Origin of the sequence: Streptomyces sp. A0958 (genome assembly GCF_004795035.1) — a bacterium.
Taxonomy (GTDB): domain Bacteria; phylum Actinomycetota; class Actinomycetes; order Streptomycetales; family Streptomycetaceae; genus Streptomyces.
The window spans coordinates 227,770-241,969 of sequence record NZ_SSBK01000006.1 but is presented as its reverse complement, the minus strand read 5'-3'; the positions used below and the strand labels follow the sequence as shown (position 1 = coordinate 241,969).

The 14,200-nt window shown below is 69.1% G+C and carries 15 protein-coding genes; 10 read left to right on the top strand and 5 right to left on the bottom strand.

Annotated elements, in window-relative coordinates:
• The first annotated feature begins 83 nt into the window (after window positions 1-83).
• On the top strand, window positions 84-743 hold the full coding sequence (locus tag E6P78_RS09400; protein ID WP_136203055.1) for a UbiX family flavin prenyltransferase: 660 nt from the start codon (window positions 84-86) through the stop codon (window positions 741-743).
• Between the two features lie 10 nt (window positions 744-753).
• Here E6P78_RS09400 and E6P78_RS33840 read toward each other — a convergent pair whose 3' ends face one another.
• Entirely contained in the window at window positions 754-888 is a 135-nt protein-coding gene (locus E6P78_RS33840; protein WP_276607213.1) for a hypothetical protein, read from the bottom strand.
• Window positions 889-1,020: 132 nt separating this feature from the next.
• Between E6P78_RS33840 and E6P78_RS09395 the strand changes: the two genes are divergently transcribed.
• The 6 genes from E6P78_RS09395 (at window position 1,021) to E6P78_RS09370 (ending at window position 6,346) form a co-directional block, all read left to right on the top strand.
• Entirely contained in the window at window positions 1,021-1,476 is a 456-nt protein-coding gene (locus E6P78_RS09395; RefSeq protein WP_136203054.1) for an Lrp/AsnC family transcriptional regulator, read from the top strand.
• A 75-nt stretch (window positions 1,477-1,551) separates the two neighbouring features.
• Window positions 1,552-2,715: an aminofutalosine synthase MqnE gene (mqnE, locus tag E6P78_RS09390; RefSeq protein WP_136203133.1), complete on the top strand. Its 1,164-nt coding sequence runs from the start codon at window positions 1,552-1,554 to the stop codon at window positions 2,713-2,715.
• 164 nt (window positions 2,716-2,879) lie between these two features.
• Window positions 2,880-3,404: a GNAT family N-acetyltransferase gene (locus E6P78_RS09385; RefSeq protein WP_206307763.1), complete on the top strand. Its 525-nt coding sequence runs from the start codon at window positions 2,880-2,882 to the stop codon at window positions 3,402-3,404.
• 134 nt (window positions 3,405-3,538) lie between these two features.
• Window positions 3,539-3,793 (top strand): DUF4229 domain-containing protein, encoded by a 255-nt coding sequence (locus E6P78_RS09380; protein WP_136203053.1) that lies wholly within the window; start codon window positions 3,539-3,541, stop codon window positions 3,791-3,793.
• 418 nt (window positions 3,794-4,211) lie between these two features.
• Window positions 4,212-5,555 carry a dicarboxylate/amino acid:cation symporter gene (locus E6P78_RS09375; protein WP_136203052.1) on the top strand — a complete coding sequence of 448 codons (1,344 nt, stop codon included), beginning with the start codon at window positions 4,212-4,214 and terminating at the stop codon, window positions 5,553-5,555.
• A gap of 164 nt (window positions 5,556-5,719) precedes the next feature.
• Complete coding sequence (locus tag E6P78_RS09370) at window positions 5,720-6,346, top strand: TetR/AcrR family transcriptional regulator (protein WP_136203131.1); 627 nt, start codon at window positions 5,720-5,722, stop codon at window positions 6,344-6,346.
• A 134-nt stretch (window positions 6,347-6,480) separates the two neighbouring features.
• On the opposite strand, the gene E6P78_RS09365 is transcribed toward E6P78_RS09370, so the two are convergent.
• The gene (locus tag E6P78_RS09365) at window positions 6,481-7,101 is read right to left on the bottom strand and encodes an Eco29kI family restriction endonuclease (protein ID WP_240799126.1); all 621 of its coding nucleotides are present in this window, start codon (window positions 7,099-7,101) and stop codon (window positions 6,481-6,483) included.
• Window positions 7,102-7,274: 173 nt separating this feature from the next.
• Window positions 7,275-8,057, bottom strand: coding sequence for an Eco29kI family restriction endonuclease (locus E6P78_RS09360; protein ID WP_136203050.1), 783 nt, complete (start codon window positions 8,055-8,057; stop codon window positions 7,275-7,277).
• 123 nt (window positions 8,058-8,180) lie between these two features.
• Between E6P78_RS09360 and E6P78_RS09355 the strand changes: the two genes are divergently transcribed.
• The gene (locus E6P78_RS09355) at window positions 8,181-9,488 is read left to right on the top strand and encodes a DNA cytosine methyltransferase (protein ID WP_136203049.1); all 1,308 of its coding nucleotides are present in this window, start codon (window positions 8,181-8,183) and stop codon (window positions 9,486-9,488) included.
• Window positions 9,485-10,270, top strand: coding sequence for a very short patch repair endonuclease (locus tag E6P78_RS33320; RefSeq protein ID WP_240799125.1), 786 nt, complete (start codon window positions 9,485-9,487; stop codon window positions 10,268-10,270). The genes E6P78_RS09355 and E6P78_RS33320 overlap by 4 nt, the downstream gene beginning before the upstream one ends.
• A gap of 296 nt (window positions 10,271-10,566) precedes the next feature.
• Here E6P78_RS33320 and E6P78_RS09345 read toward each other — a convergent pair whose 3' ends face one another.
• Both E6P78_RS09345 and E6P78_RS09340 read right to left on the bottom strand, forming a co-directional pair.
• Window positions 10,567-11,430: a MaoC/PaaZ C-terminal domain-containing protein gene (locus tag E6P78_RS09345; RefSeq protein WP_136203048.1), complete on the bottom strand. Its 864-nt coding sequence runs from the start codon at window positions 11,428-11,430 to the stop codon at window positions 10,567-10,569.
• Window positions 11,431-11,434: 4 nt separating this feature from the next.
• Window positions 11,435-12,754: a 3-oxoacyl-ACP reductase gene (locus tag E6P78_RS09340; protein ID WP_136203047.1), complete on the bottom strand. Its 1,320-nt coding sequence runs from the start codon at window positions 12,752-12,754 to the stop codon at window positions 11,435-11,437.
• A 76-nt stretch (window positions 12,755-12,830) separates the two neighbouring features.
• Here E6P78_RS09340 and E6P78_RS09335 point away from each other — a divergent pair, with 76 nt between their 5' ends.
• Complete coding sequence (locus E6P78_RS09335) at window positions 12,831-14,108, top strand: acetyl-CoA C-acetyltransferase (RefSeq protein ID WP_136203046.1); 1,278 nt, start codon at window positions 12,831-12,833, stop codon at window positions 14,106-14,108.
• Window positions 14,109-14,200: the final 92 nt, after the last annotated feature.

Genomic DNA, 14,200 nt, shown 5'->3' with positions numbered 1-14,200 from the left:
GCCCCCTCGGACAGTTCCGGGTGCCGTGCGCCGGATAGGCTCGGGGGGTGGATTCCCGGACTTCAGTAAGTCAGCAGCAGCGAATGCCTTGGATTGTCGGGGTTTCCGGCGCTTCGGGCACCCCATTCGCCGCCGCGGTGCTGCGTGGGCTGCTGGCGGCGGGGGAGAGCGTCGATCTGGTCGTGAGCCGGGCCTCGCGGCTGACCCTGCTGGACGAGACCGGGATCGCCTTCCGCGACGCGCACTGGCGCGAGGACCTGGCCGGCTGGCTGGCGCGGGGGGCGGACGGGAAGCCGGACACCTTCGGCGTGGACGTGTCCGGCGTACGGCACTGGGCGGCCGGTGATCTGGCCGCGGGGCCGTCCTCGGGGTCGTACCCCGCCAGGGGGATGCTGATCGTCCCGGCGTCGACGGCGTGTGTGGCGGGGGTGGCGCTCGGGCTCTCGAAGGATCTGTTGCAGCGGGCCGCGAGCGTGACGCTCAAGGAGCGGCGGAAGCTGGTCGTGGCGGTCCGCGAGACGCCGTTGAACGGGCAGACGCTGAAGCATCTGGTGGCCCTGGACGAGGCGGGCGCGGTCGTGCTGCCCGCCTCTCCGGGGTTCTACGCGGGGGCGACGCACATCCAGGACCTGGTGGACTTCGTCGCGGGGCGGGTGCTGGACGCGGCGGGGGTGCCGCACCGGCTGTACCGCCGCTGGGAGGGGGAGCTGGGGGGTGGCTCCGAGGGTGGCTCCGGGGGCTGATCCGGCGGGGTCAGCGCTTCTTGGGGGCGCGCGGGCCGCGGGTCCGGTCGACCCGGAGGGCGGCGGCGGGCTGGTGGGCACGCGAGCGGTTGGCCAGGTCCTGCAGCTCGCGCATCCGGGCGTAGGCCATCTCGATCGTGTACACGGTGCTATCACTCCTGAAGATTCGAAAGCGTTTTTTGATTAAGCGAGAAGATTTGCAGGCCTCAATGCCTGCACGCCTTAGATTCTACACGTAGACTTGCGATACTGCTGAACAATGGAAGGTTTCAGTCACATGGACGCGGTGGACAGGCAGCTCATCCAGGCCCTCCGGGAGAACGGCAGGGCCTCGTACGCCGAGCTCGGACGGCTCGTGGGGCTCTCCGGGCCCAGCGTCACCGACCGCATCAACCGGCTGGAATCGGCCGGTGTCATCACCGGCTACCGCGCCACCGTGGACGCGGCCTCGCTCGGGCTCGGCGTGACGGCCCTGATCGGCATCTCGCTGTCCGACGCCGCCGACCACGAGGACGTGGCGCGCCGGCTGAAGGACCTCGCGGAGATCGAGGACGCCTGGTTCATCGCGGGCGACGACTCCTACATGCTCAAGGTGCGCGTCGGTGACGTGGACGGCCTGGAGAGGACCATCCGCCGGCTCAGCGGCACCAAGGGCGTCTCGCGCACCCGTACCACGATCGTGCTGTCCACCAAGTGGGAGAACCGGGTCGGAGAGCTCCCCGAGCAGAGCTAGGGGGTGTCTCGCCTGTCGGGGCACTAGGCGTACGGTGGGCGGGGTCGGTTACGGAGAGAAATGGGAGGCGCCCTAGTGGACGCGGGACTCAAGCGCGAGCTGGAGCAGAAGGTCCGGGCCGGTGAGCGGCTGACCCGCGAGGACGGGATCGCGCTCTACGAGTCCGACGACCTGGCGTGGCTCGGCGGTCTGGCCCATGAGGTGCGTACGCGCAAGAACGGCGACGTCGTCCACTTCAACGTCAACCGGCACCTCAACATGACCAACGTGTGCACCGCCTCCTGCGCGTACTGCTCCTTCCAGCGAAAGCCGGGGGAGAAGGACGCGTACACGATGCGCATCGAGGAGGCGGTGAAGCTCGCCAAGGCGATGGAGGGCGAGAACCTCACCGAGCTGCACATCGTCAACGGGCTGCACCCCTCCCTGCCGTGGCGCTACTACCCGCGCTCGCTGAGCGCGCTGAAGGAAGCGCTGCCGCAGGTCTCCCTCAAGGCGTTCACGGCCACCGAGATCCACCACTTCGAGACGATCTCCAAGCTGTCCGCGTCGGAGATCCTGGACGAGCTGATCGAAGCCGGTCTGGAGTCGCTGACCGGCGGCGGTGCGGAGATCTTCGACTGGGAGGTCCGCCAGCACATCGTGGACCACCGCACGCACTGGGAGGACTGGTCGCGCATCCACCGGCTCGCCCACGAGAAGGGGCTCAAGACCCCGGCGACCATGCTGTACGGGCACATCGAGGAGCCCCGGCACCGCGTCGACCACGTGCTGCGGCTGCGGGAGCTCCAGGACGAGACCGGCGGCTTCCAGGTCTTCATCCCGCTGCGCTACCAGCACGACTTCGTGGACATGAAGGACGGCAAGATCCGCAACAAGCTCCAGGCGCGGACGACGATGGCGACCGGTGCCGAGGCGCTGAAGACCTTCGCGGTCTCCCGGCTGCTGTTCGACAACGTGCCGCACGTCAAGGTGTTCTGGGTGATGCACGGCGTGCAGACCGCCCAGCTCGCGTTGCAGCACGGTGCGGACGACATGGACGGCTCGGTCGTCGAGTACAAGATCACGCACGACGCGGACAACTACGGCACGCCGAACAAGCTCGGCCGCGAGGATCTGCTCGACCTGATCCGCGACGCCGGCTTCCGGCCCGTCGAGCGCAACACCCGGTACGAGATCATCCGCGAGTACCCGGGCCCGGACGCGGAGCGGCGCGAGTCGCCGCAGCCGATGCGGGTCTGACCCCCGGCGCCGTCGCGCTCGCGGCGCTGCACGTACGAAAGCTCCGGCCACCGTCCCCGGCCGGAGCTTTCTCGCGCCCGCAGGACTTTTCTCGCGTCCGCAGGGCTTTCTCGCGTTCCGGACCCTGGTTGAGTCGAAGGGGGCGTAATGGCTAATCTGCCTCTATGGCGCTTACATTCGAGGTGGACCCGAAGTTCGACCGGTCCGTGCGCGACGGCATAGCCGCGCTGTGGGCCGACGTGTCCAACGCGGGCGGCGCCGTGGGCTTTGTACCGCCCGTGACGGCCGAGGACGTCCGGCCCGAGCTGGTCAAGCACCTGGTCGCCATGGCCGAGGGCCGCACCCGGCTCCTCGTCGGCTACGACGAGGACGGCACGATCGCCGCCACCGCCTTCCTCGCGCGCAACACGCACCGGCTGATGACGCACTGGCTGTGGGCCTACACCGTGATGGTCCACCCCCGCCACCAGGGCCGCGGATACGGTCGCGACCTGATGGCGGCCGCCGCCGACGCGGCCCGCGCGACCGACGGCATCGAGGCCATCCGGCTCACCTGCCGGGGCGGCACGGGCGCCGACCGCTTCTACACGGCCTGCGGATACAAGGAGGTCGGGCGGGTGCCGGGGGCGATCCGGGTGGCCGACGGCGACGACCGCGACGACATCATCATGCTGCTGCCGCTCAGCTGATCACCGCCAGGATGGAGCCCTGCGAATCGATCGATTGCGGGGCATGCTTCACTGGTCGGGCAGGACTGTCGTACGTAGAGAGAAGGCCAGCTGTGTCCGCTGCCAAGCCGAGCGCAACGATCCGGTACACCGCGATGCGTCTCAGCATCTTCGTCGGCTGCTTCGTCGTCGCCGCCATCGCCGTCAACCTCGGACTGGTGCCGTCCGGGGCCGGGGGATCGAACCTCGTCTGGGTCATCCTGTTCGCCCTGGTGCTGTCCGCACCGCTCAGCTACGTCCTGCTGCGCAAGCAGCGGGACGAGATGTCCGAGCAGATCGTCTCCTCGGTCGACCGCGCCAAGGCCCGCCTGGAGGCCAACCGCACGCGTGAGGACGGCGTCACGCCGTAGCGTGTAAGGGGAACGTAAGCTTCCTCACACGCCCCGCCTTTTCCGACGAACCCCGGCACGGGAGCACTCGCTCCTGTACTGGGGTTTCTCGCGTTTCCAGGCGGAGTTGAGGATTCCGGTCCGTCCTGCGGGGCTTGCGGGGCGCTGTTCCGTGCCAAAGAAGACCTTTGAGGTTCTCAAAGTTCAAGTGTTAACGTGTTCGACGTGAAGACTGATGTGCGCCTCCGACCTGCCACGAGCGTCCCGCTCGTGGAGCGCCTTCATGTCGACCTCTGCCGCTGTATGTCCGCGGTCTGTTGCCGCAACGTCTGAAACCGGCACCATGCAGCGGCGCCGCCCCTGACGCGGGCGCCGCACCCCCGTCCCCCTCCGCACACCGTCCCCGTGCGTCCCGATGCGTCACATCTGGAGTGTGTCCGTGTCCGCGAACCCCGCGTCCACCGCCGAGAAGCCCGCCGGCTCCGGCTTCCGTATACCCAAGGTCCCGTTCTGGGCCCAGATCGTCGCCGGTCTGGTCCTCGGTGTCCTGCTCGGCTGGCTCGCCCGCAGCCAGGACATCGACTGGCTCTACACCACGCTCGACAAGGTCGGCCACATCTTCGTCCAGCTGCTGAAGCTGGCCGTCGCGCCCCTCGTCTTCTTCGCGATCCTGGTGTCGATCACCAACCTGCGCAAGGTCAACAACGCCGCCCGGCTGGCCGGGCGCACCGTGCTCTGGTTCATGATCACCTCGCTGATCGCCGTAGCCATCGGCCTCGCGATCGGCCTGATCACCAACCCGGGCTCCGGCACCGGCCTCACCCCGAAGGACGGCAAGCTCCCCGAGCACGCCGGCTCCTGGCTCGACTTCCTGACCGGCATCGTCCCGAGCAACGTCATCACGCCGTTCGCCGAGCTGAACGTCCTGCAGATCGTCTTCATGGCCGCCGTCGCCGGTATCGCCGCCCTCAAGCTCGGCGAGAAGGCGCAGCCGATCCTGACCCTCAGCGAAGCCGTCCTGGAACTCCTCCAGAAGGCCCTGTGGTGGGTCATCCGCCTCGCCCCGCTCGGCACCGTCGGCCTCATCGGCTACGCGATCGCCGACTACGGCTGGGACCTGATCGGCAAGTACGCCACGTTCACCGCCGACGTCTACATCGGCTGCGCCCTGGTGATGTTCGGCGTCTACCCGCTGCTGCTCGCCACCGTCGCCAAGGTCAGCCCGATCCAGTTCTTCAAGGGCGCCTGGCCCGCGATCCAGCTGGGCTTCGTCTCGCGCTCCTCGGTCGGCACCATGCCGGTGACCCAGCAGGTCACCGAGCGCCTGGGCGTCCCGAAGGAGTACGCCTCCTTCTCCGTCCCGTTCGGCGCCACCACCAAGATGGACGGCTGCGCCGCGATCTACCCGGCGCTCGCCGCGATCTTCATCGCGCAGATCTTCGACGTGCAGCTGGGCGTCGGTGACTACATCCTGATCGCGTTCGTCTCGGTCATCGGTTCGGCGGCCACCGCCGGTCTGACCGGCGCCACGGTCATGCTGACGCTGACCCTGTCGACCCTGGGCCTCCCGCTGGAGGGCGTCGGCCTGCTGATGGCCATCGACCCGATCCTGGACATGATGCGGACGGCGACGAACGTGGCCGGTCAGGCGCTCGTCCCGGTGCTGGTCTCGGCCCGCGAGAAGATTCTCGACCACGACGCGTACAACTCGGCCTCGGCCTCCCCGGTCGACGACGTCGAGCCGCGCGACACCGAGCCGGAGCGCGTCCCGGTCGCCGTCTGACCGGCGCTGACCGCCCGTCGCACCTGTGGGCCCCTTCTCCGTCGCGGAGGAGGGGCCCTGGTGCGCTCCGTACGACGGGCCCCGGGCGCGCCCCGTACCCTTACCCGGGAGTAGTGCTGCGGGGGAGGGAGGAAGTCGACGTGGGTGCTGTGAGGAACAAGCGGATGCCGCGCGCGGTGCGTGAGCGGCAGATGATGGACGCCGCGGTGCAGACGTTCGGGCAGCGGGGGTACCGGGCCGCCTCGATGGACGAGATCGCCGAGCTGGCCGGTGTGTCCAAGCCGCTGGTCTACCTCTACCTGAATTCAAAGGACGAACTCTTCACCGCGTGCATCCGGCGCGAGGCGCAGGCGCTGCTCGCCGCGGTCCGGGCGGGCGTCGAGCCGGGGCTGCCGGCCGACCGCCAACTCTGGGCCGGGCTACGGGCGTTCTTCACGCACACCGCGGAGAACCCGGACGGCTGGGCGGTGTTGTACCGGCAGGCGCGGACGCACGGGGAGCCGTTCGCCACCGAGGTCAACGTGATGCGCGAGGAGATCGTCGCGTTCGTGACGGGTCTGATCGGGGCCGCCGCCCGCGAGGCGCACCACGACCCGGCGCTCCCGGACCGGGACGTGGCGGGCCTCGCGCAGGCGCTGGTGGGCGCGGCGGAGGCGCTGGCCGGCTGGGCCAACGAGACCCCGGGCGTCTCGGCCCGGGAGGCGGCGGCCACCTTGATGAACTTCTCCTGGGCGGGCCTGGAGAACCTGATGAACGGGCGCCCGTGGCAGCTGCCGCCGGAGGGTGCTTAGCGCTCAATGCGGGACCTGCTCCGATAGCTACGGGCCCAACCGCGTGGCCGATCGACGGCTGTTGACGGCGATTATGGCGCTTGCGGCGGTGGTTGCCGTGATCGCGGGCCGGAACATACGTCGTTCGAGAGCGTCTACTCTTCTTCGTCCTGCTCCGCCTCGATTTCGAGGATTTGCTCCTCGGAGAGTTCATCCGTGAACAGCGCGCGAATCCGTTCCCGTGACTGATCGGCTGACGTCTTGCTCGGCGTCGGCATGTTGTCCGGGTGTGACCACCAGCGGCCGGGATGAAGTTCGTCCCACGGAGGACGGAGACTGGTCGGGCGTCGGTTGGCGCCCGGGTCGTGGTTGCCGAAACCGTCGGCGATGCTGTTCCACACCGGTCGGTAGTGCCGGATCATGACCCGTTCCGCGATGCTTACGAACGCCTCGATCGCGACCAGGTAGCGGACGCGGAAGTCGGCAACATCGAGATCATGGACTTGGAGGATCGACTGACGATGCTCGTACATCCGATCCCACAGAGTCGATGCGTCGGGCTTCTCCTCTGCCGTCCCCTTGCGTACGCCGGCGGGCCGGGCTTGCCCCACGTAGATGGGGATCCGGCACTCGGCTGAGCTGATCGGTGCGTACAAGGAGTGCGGGCCGCAGTAGTACAGGGCATACACTCCGGCGCCGTACACCGGAGTGACCGACTCCAGTGGTTCGGCCTCTCTGTTCAGGAGTTCGGCCTCGACGCTGCGGCCCAGGTTCACCAGGTCCAGAGGGTTGTATGGGGCGGAGCGGAACTCATTTGCGGTCTTGTGCCATGCTTTGGTCTTCCGCGGCTTCGGCGAGGGCTTCACCGGAGCGGGAAGAGCGCCGTACGGCGGATTAGGGGGAACCGACAACTGTCCTCCGAATCGTGGTTGTTACCGAGGTGGTTGGCTTACGGCGCGTGGACGTCCACGACGCCGGTGTTGCGGTAGTAGCGGCGTGCGCTCGGGTAGTCCTCGGTCTTCGGGTACATGATCAGGTATCCCGGCAGCGAGGTGATCTGCCACTGGTTCGGGAGACGCGCGGCGATGGTACGGAGCAGTTCGTCGGCGGTCGTTTCGTGGGCGGGGGGCTCTACGGTGATGTCGTCGAACTCGTTCGACGCCTGGTAGCGGAAGACGTAGGGCAGCTTCGTCTTGGTTGCCTGGAGGAGCGTGCTCAACGACACTTCCGCGTCGAGCGGCATGCTTTGGACCGGCAACTCGGTGATCTTGAAGTCGAGATCGATGGGGTAGTGGTGGTCGAAATGGTCATCGTCGACCTCGGTCGTGTCACGGCGCTTGCCGGGGTCGTTGTTCCCGAAGCCGTTGTAATTCCAGGGCACCTGCCCCTGGCCGCGATGCTGATTGATCAGTAGGCGCTCGGGTGCCACTGCCCCGAAGTCCTCGTCGACGTAGAGGCAGGTGAATGCCATCTCCGTGATGTCGATGTTCGTGCGCCCCGAGATCTTGCGGAAGTGCTTCTCGACGCGCTGTGGAAGGCTTCGGTCGGCCTTGCCCACGTATACGAGGTCGCCGGCCTTGTAGAGCTGGTACACGCCGGGAAGCGGGCGAAGGGCGCGAATGTTGGACATGGTTAGCCTAGCGGGGGTCAAGCCTTCCAGTGCTGTCGCGAGCTGGTCACCGAGGGCCTTGGTGATGCTGAGCTTGAACTCGGCGTGGTTCTCCAGCGGCACGACCAGGGCCTCCTGACATGTGGCGAGTGATTGGCATCACTCTAATCGGTGAATCCGGGAGATACGGGGCCGGACTTCCGTGAAGCGCTCACTTGATCGATAACTCCGCGGTATGGTTTTGACATGCCTGAGCTGCGAAAGAACCGCCCTGTGGTGGGAACCTGTGTGGAGTTGTTCGCCGGAGGCGGCGGCCTTGCCATGGGCGTTCACGACGCCGGTTTCCGGCCGCTATTGGTGAACGAGTACGCAAAGCGGGCCATCGAGACACTTCAGACGAACGAGATGCCCGGTGGTGGGAAGTGGCCACTCAAGCCCGGTGACGTCCGGTCCCTGACCGAGGACTTCAAGAGACTGGACGGCCAGGTGGACGTCCTCGCCGGTGGCCCGCCGTGTCAGCCGTTCAGCCTGGGTGGCGTCGCGAAGGGCGTCGAGGACGAGCGGAACATGTTCCCGCAGATGTTCCGGGCTATCCGAGAGATGCGCCCGAAGGCTGTCATCTGCGAGAACGTGCGCGGCCTCCTACGAAAGTCCTTCGAGCCGTACTTCAACTACATCCTCAACGAGTTGCGCCTCCCATTCGTCGAGCGGACCGAGGGGGCGACTTGGGAGGAGCACAACGAGGTCATCGAGAAGCTCCTTGCCAACGATTCCGTCCCGGCCTCGGAGCGGTACTACGTCGAGGCCGTGCCGGTGAATGCCGCGAATTTCGGCGTGCCTCAGATTCGCCAGCGCGTGATCATCGTCGCCTTCCGTGCCGACTTGTGCGCCGACTGGGAGAATGTCTGGGAGGAGCGCAGGCCGAGGCAGACGCACTCCGACGAGGCGCTGATCCACTCCATGCGCGAAGGCGGTGAGTACTGGTCGCGGTACAGCTGGGTGGATTCCGAGGCCCGCGCTCGCGCGATCGCCAACCTGCCCACGCTCAACCTCGACAACGCCAGGACGAGGGAGCTGGTGGCGCTCCGGCCCTGGCGCACGCTTCGTGACGCTATCCAGGGCATTGACGAGTTCAAGGGCCATTCCCTGCCGTTCGTGAACACCGACGACGTCAACGGGAAGGTGCAAGTGGGCGAGATCTCGGATCACTTCGGCTGGCCAGGCGCACGCATCTACACCGGACACACTCCGAACTTGCTGGACCGTCCGGCCAAGACCGTCAAGGCCGGCGTGCACGGTGTACCGGGAGGGGAGTCCGTGATGATGATGGATGATCCAACCTTTGACGGGAGCGGGTATCGCTACATGACCGTCCGCGAGACGGCGCGCGTCATGACCTTCCCGGATGATTGGCGGTTGGCAGGCCCGCGAGGCGAGAAGATGCGCCAGCTCGGGAACGCCGTGCCTGTGAAGCTCGCCAGAGTCTTCGGTGAGGCGGTCGCGGCCGCGCTGGACTCCGTCGGAGCCCTGGACAAGCCTGGCCTGAAGCGGTGACTGGGGCGGCCGTCGCAGGACAGCAAGGCTGGAACGATCGGCTTCCGCCGGGGAAGGCGTACAAGGCACAACCCGGCCTGTCCCGCGAGAAGAGGAGCGCTGAGCAGGACAGGGCCGCCGGTGGCAGGCATCGTCGCGCGGTCCCTCTCGATGATGAACAGTTCGCCCGTGCGTCGATCTCGCTCCGTCTGTACCGGAGTACGCGTCGAATCAGGGCCTACCTGCGCTGGTCGGACGGCGGGGGGACGGAGGAGCGCTATGTCTGCGAAGTCCATGAACTGACCCGCAAGGCCAACCTTGAGGTGGCTTGGAGCAGGGCGCGTGAGGCCGGAATGGTGGTTGACGAGCGGCTGCCCGCCAGTTCCTCCGCCTCGTCGGTCTCTGTGCGCGCGGTCATGAGCGCGAACAAGGGGAAGGACACCAAGCCCGAGCTACGTCTGCGCGCCGCTCTTTACCGGAAGGGCTTGCGTTACAGAGTGGGTATCCGGCCGCTCCCGCAACTACGTCGGACGGCGGATGTGGTCTTCCCCAAGGCCAAGGTGGCCGTATTCGTGGACGGCTGCTTCTGGCACGGCTGCCCGGAGCACTACCGGCCGGCGAAGAAAAGAGGCCAGGCGTGGGCGGAGAAGATCGAGGGGAACCGAGACCGTGATGCGGCTACTACGCTGGCGCTCAAGGAGCAGGGCTGGTCGGTTCTTCGATTCTGGGAACACGAGGACCCCGAGATGGCCGCAGAGCAGGTTCGGGTCGTCGTCGAGGAACGCCGTGCGACGACTGGATGACTTGCCTGTCTGCGGGGGCCCTTCCTTGGTTGAGGATGTATTGCCATGATCGGGCGCTAAGCCCTACTCGCCGAACTCATCGGCCTTGGCCCTCGTGAGGTAGCTCACTCGTCCCGTGTTCAGGACTGAACAGTTCGAGACGTGCCCGTGCTGTCCTGGACTGCTTGACCCCCGTCGGACGTGCGGGCAACTTCGGCACAGAGGAATCCCTGAAAGGGGACGATTTCCTGGTCCGTGATTCCCTCCATCCCACCGCTGCGTCACCTCAGGCCAAACCGCAAGTTACCGCTGGAACATCAGCCCGCGCTTGGCGTACCGGACGCGCTCGCCGTCCCCGTGAGGTGCACCCGCTCGCCGTCCCCGCCGCCGCGCAGCTGGAAGGCGGTGCCGTCCGTGGCGTAGGTGACCGTGCCGGGCAGCAGGACGGGCGCGCGGAAGTCGGCCCGTACGGTACGGATCAGGTCCGGCGCGGGGGCCTCGGCGAGGCAGCGGGCGACGGTCCACATGCCGTGGGCTATGGCCCGGGGGAAGCCGAACAGCCGGGCGGTCAGCGGGTACAGGTGGATGGGGTTGCGGTCGCCGGAGGCCGCCGCGTACCGCCGCCCGAGATCCGCGGGCAGCCGCCACTCGGCGACGGCGGGGAGATCCGCGGCGGCGGGGTCCGGGGCGGCTTTCGGTGGTGCGGCGGCGGGTGATGTTCCGGGGCGCGTCGCGTGGCGGGAGAGGTAGCCGCTGCGGGACTCCCACACCAGCTCGCCGGACACGCGGGCCTCGGTCACCACGGTGACCTCCGTGCCGCGTCGGTGCGGCGTCAACTCCTCCGCGTACACCGTGAGTTCGAGCCGGTCCTCGGGGTGCAGGGTGCGGTGGGCGGATATCTCGATCCAGGTGTGGACGAGTCCGGTGACCGGGAGCGGGAAGCGGCGGCGGGTCATCAGCCGCATGGCGAGCGGGAACGCCAGGACGTGCGGGTACGTGACCGGCAGCGGGCCGGAGTCAGCGAAGCCGCATATTCGGCGGTACGCGGCCAGCGGGCCGGGCGCCGCGGGGGCGGCCGGCAGGCTCGGGCGGTCGGCGGGCAGGGTGGCGTCCGGCCGTCCGGCCCGCTTGAGGGGGGAGGTGAGGGCGCCCCGGGCCAGCGAGAGGGTCAGGCTCGGCACGGGGTCACGCTCCCAGCAGGCTCTGGCCGCAGACCCGGACGACCTGGCCGTTGACGGCCGTCGACGCGGGCTGGGCGAACCAGGCGGTGGTCTCGGCGACGTCGACCGGGAGGCCGCCCTGTGCCAGGGAGTTCATCCGGCGGCCCGCCTCGCGGATGAGGAGGGGGACGGCCGCGGTCATCTTCGTCTCGATGAAGCCGGGGGCCACCGCGTTGACCGTGACGCCGTGGTCGGCGGCGGCGCGCGGGGCCAGGGAGCGGACGAGGCCGATGACGCCGGCCTTGCTGGCCGCGTAGTTGGTCTGGCCGTTGTTGCCGGCGATGCCCGCGATGGAGGCGGTGGCGACGATCCGGCCGCCCCGGTTGACCGTGCCGGCCTTCAGCAGGGCGTCGGTGGTGCGCAGGACGCTGTCGAGGTTGACGTCGATGACCGAGGCCCAGCGTTCGGCGGGCATGTTGGCGAGCCGCCGGTCGCGGGTGATGCCGGCGTTGTGGACGAGGATGTCGAGCCCGTCGGGGGCGGCGGCCGCGATGCGTTCGGCCGCGTCGTCGGCGGTGATGTCCAGGGGGAGGGCGGTGGCGCCGAGGCGGTCGGCGGTGCGCACCAGGTCCTCCTGGGCCTGCGGGATGTCCAGGCAGATGACGTGGGCGCCGTCGCGGGCCAGGACCGAGGCGACGGAGGCCCCGATGCCCCGGGCGGCGCCGGTGACCAGGGCGGTGCGGCCGGCGAGCGGGGCGGCCCAGTCGGCGACCGGGTCGGGGGCGGCGGCGGTCACCTCGATGACCTGGCCGCTGATGTACGCGGACCGGGGTGAGAGCAGGAAGCGGAGCGTGGACTCGGCCGAGGCGACGGCCTCGGGGACGATGCGGACCAGCTGCACGGTGGAGCCCTTGCCGATCTCCTTGCCGAGGGAGCGCACGAACCCCTCCAGCGCCTGCTGGGCGGCGGCCTGGTGGTGGTCGTCCGGGGAGGGCCGCACCCCGAGGACGACGACCCGGCCGCCGGGGGCGAGCGAGCGGACGACCGGGTGCAGGGCCGTGTGCACGGCGGCGAGCCCGGCGGCGGTGTCGACGGCCGTCGCGTCCAGCACGAGCGCGGCGGGCCGGTCGGCGCGCGCGACCACCTCCAGGCCGGTCGCGGCGAGGATCGCGGCCAGCTCCTGGGTGACGGCGGACTCCCCGGCGGTGAGGTGGAGGACCGGGCCGGTGAGCGCCGGTGTCTCCAGGGTCCAGCGCCGCAGCCGCGCGGGCTGCGGGAGGCCGAGCTTCCGGGTGAGGAACTTGCCGGGTGCCGTGCCGGTCAGGTGCAGATAGCGGTCGGCCATTGTCCAGACTCCCTGCTCGGTCGTAGATTTACTCCGGAGTAAGGTTACTCAAGAGTCAGGAGCTGGTCGAGATGAGTTGGTCGAGTTGATCCCCCTCGCACTCCCGCAGCCCCGCCGGGTCGCGGTCATCGGCGGAAGTCGCATTCCCTTCGCGCGCTCCGACGGGCCCTATGCACAGGCATCCAACCAGCAGATGCTGACCGCCGCGCTGAACGGGCTCGTCGAGCGTTTCGGGCTCCAGGGGGAGCGGGTCGGCGAGTTCGCCGCGGGCGCGGTCCTCAAGCACAGCCGGGACTTCAACCTGGCCCGCGAGACCGTGCTCGGCTCGCGGCTCGACCCGCGCACCCCCGCGTACGACGTCCAACAGGCGTGCGGTACCGGCCTCCAGGCGGTCATAGCCGCCGCGAACAAGATCATGCTCGGGGCCGTCGACTCGGCGATCGCGGGCGGCACCGACACCACGAGCGACGCGCCGCTCGGCGTCAACGACGAGCTGCGCAGGCTGCTGCTGTCGGTCCGGCGCGCGAAGTCGGCGGGCGGCCGGGCGAAGGCCCTCACGGGCGTACGGCCCCGGCACCTCGTCCCCGACATCCCGCGCAACGCCGAACCCCGCACCGGCCTCTCGATGGGCGACCACGCGGCGGTCACCGCCCGGCAGTGGGACATAGCCCGCGCCGACCAGGACCTCCTGGCCGCCACCAGCCACCAGCGCCTCGCCGCCGCCTACGAACGGGGCTTCCTGGACGACCTCGTCGTCCCGTACCTCGGCCTGGACCGCGACCAGAACCTGCGCCCCGGCTCCACCGTCGAGAAACTGGCCACGCTGAAGCCGGTGTTCGGTACGGACCACCCGGACGCGACGATGACCGCGGGCAACTCGACCCCGCTCACGGACGGCGCCGCGACCGTGCTCCTGGCGAGCGAGGAGTGGGCCGAGCGGCACGGTCTGGAACCGCTGGCATACCTCTCCCTGTACGAGACGGCCGCGGTCGACTACGTGGGCGGCGAGGACGGGCTGCTGACGGCGCCCGCGTACGCCGTGCCCCGGATGCTGGAGCGGGCCGGGCTCTCCATCGAGGACTTCGACCTCTTCGAGATCCATGAGGCGTTCGCCTCCCAGGTGCTGGCCACGCTGGCCGCCTGGGAGAAGCAGGGGCTCGCGCCCGTCGACCGGGACCGGCTCAACGTGGCGGGGTCCTCCCTCGCGACCGGGCACCCGTTCGCCGCGACGGGCGCCCGGATCGTCGCCACGCTCGCGAAGCTCCTCGCGGAACGGGACGCCCCGGGCCGGGGCCTGATCTCGATCTGCGCGGCGGGCGGCCAGGGCGTCACGGCCATCCTCGAACGCGTGTGAGGACGCGCCCCGCGAGGACGTGCGCGGTGCGCGGCGGGACCGCCCGCCGTGTCCACCCTCGCGGGGCCTGGCAGCACCCCCCGGCCGCCGGC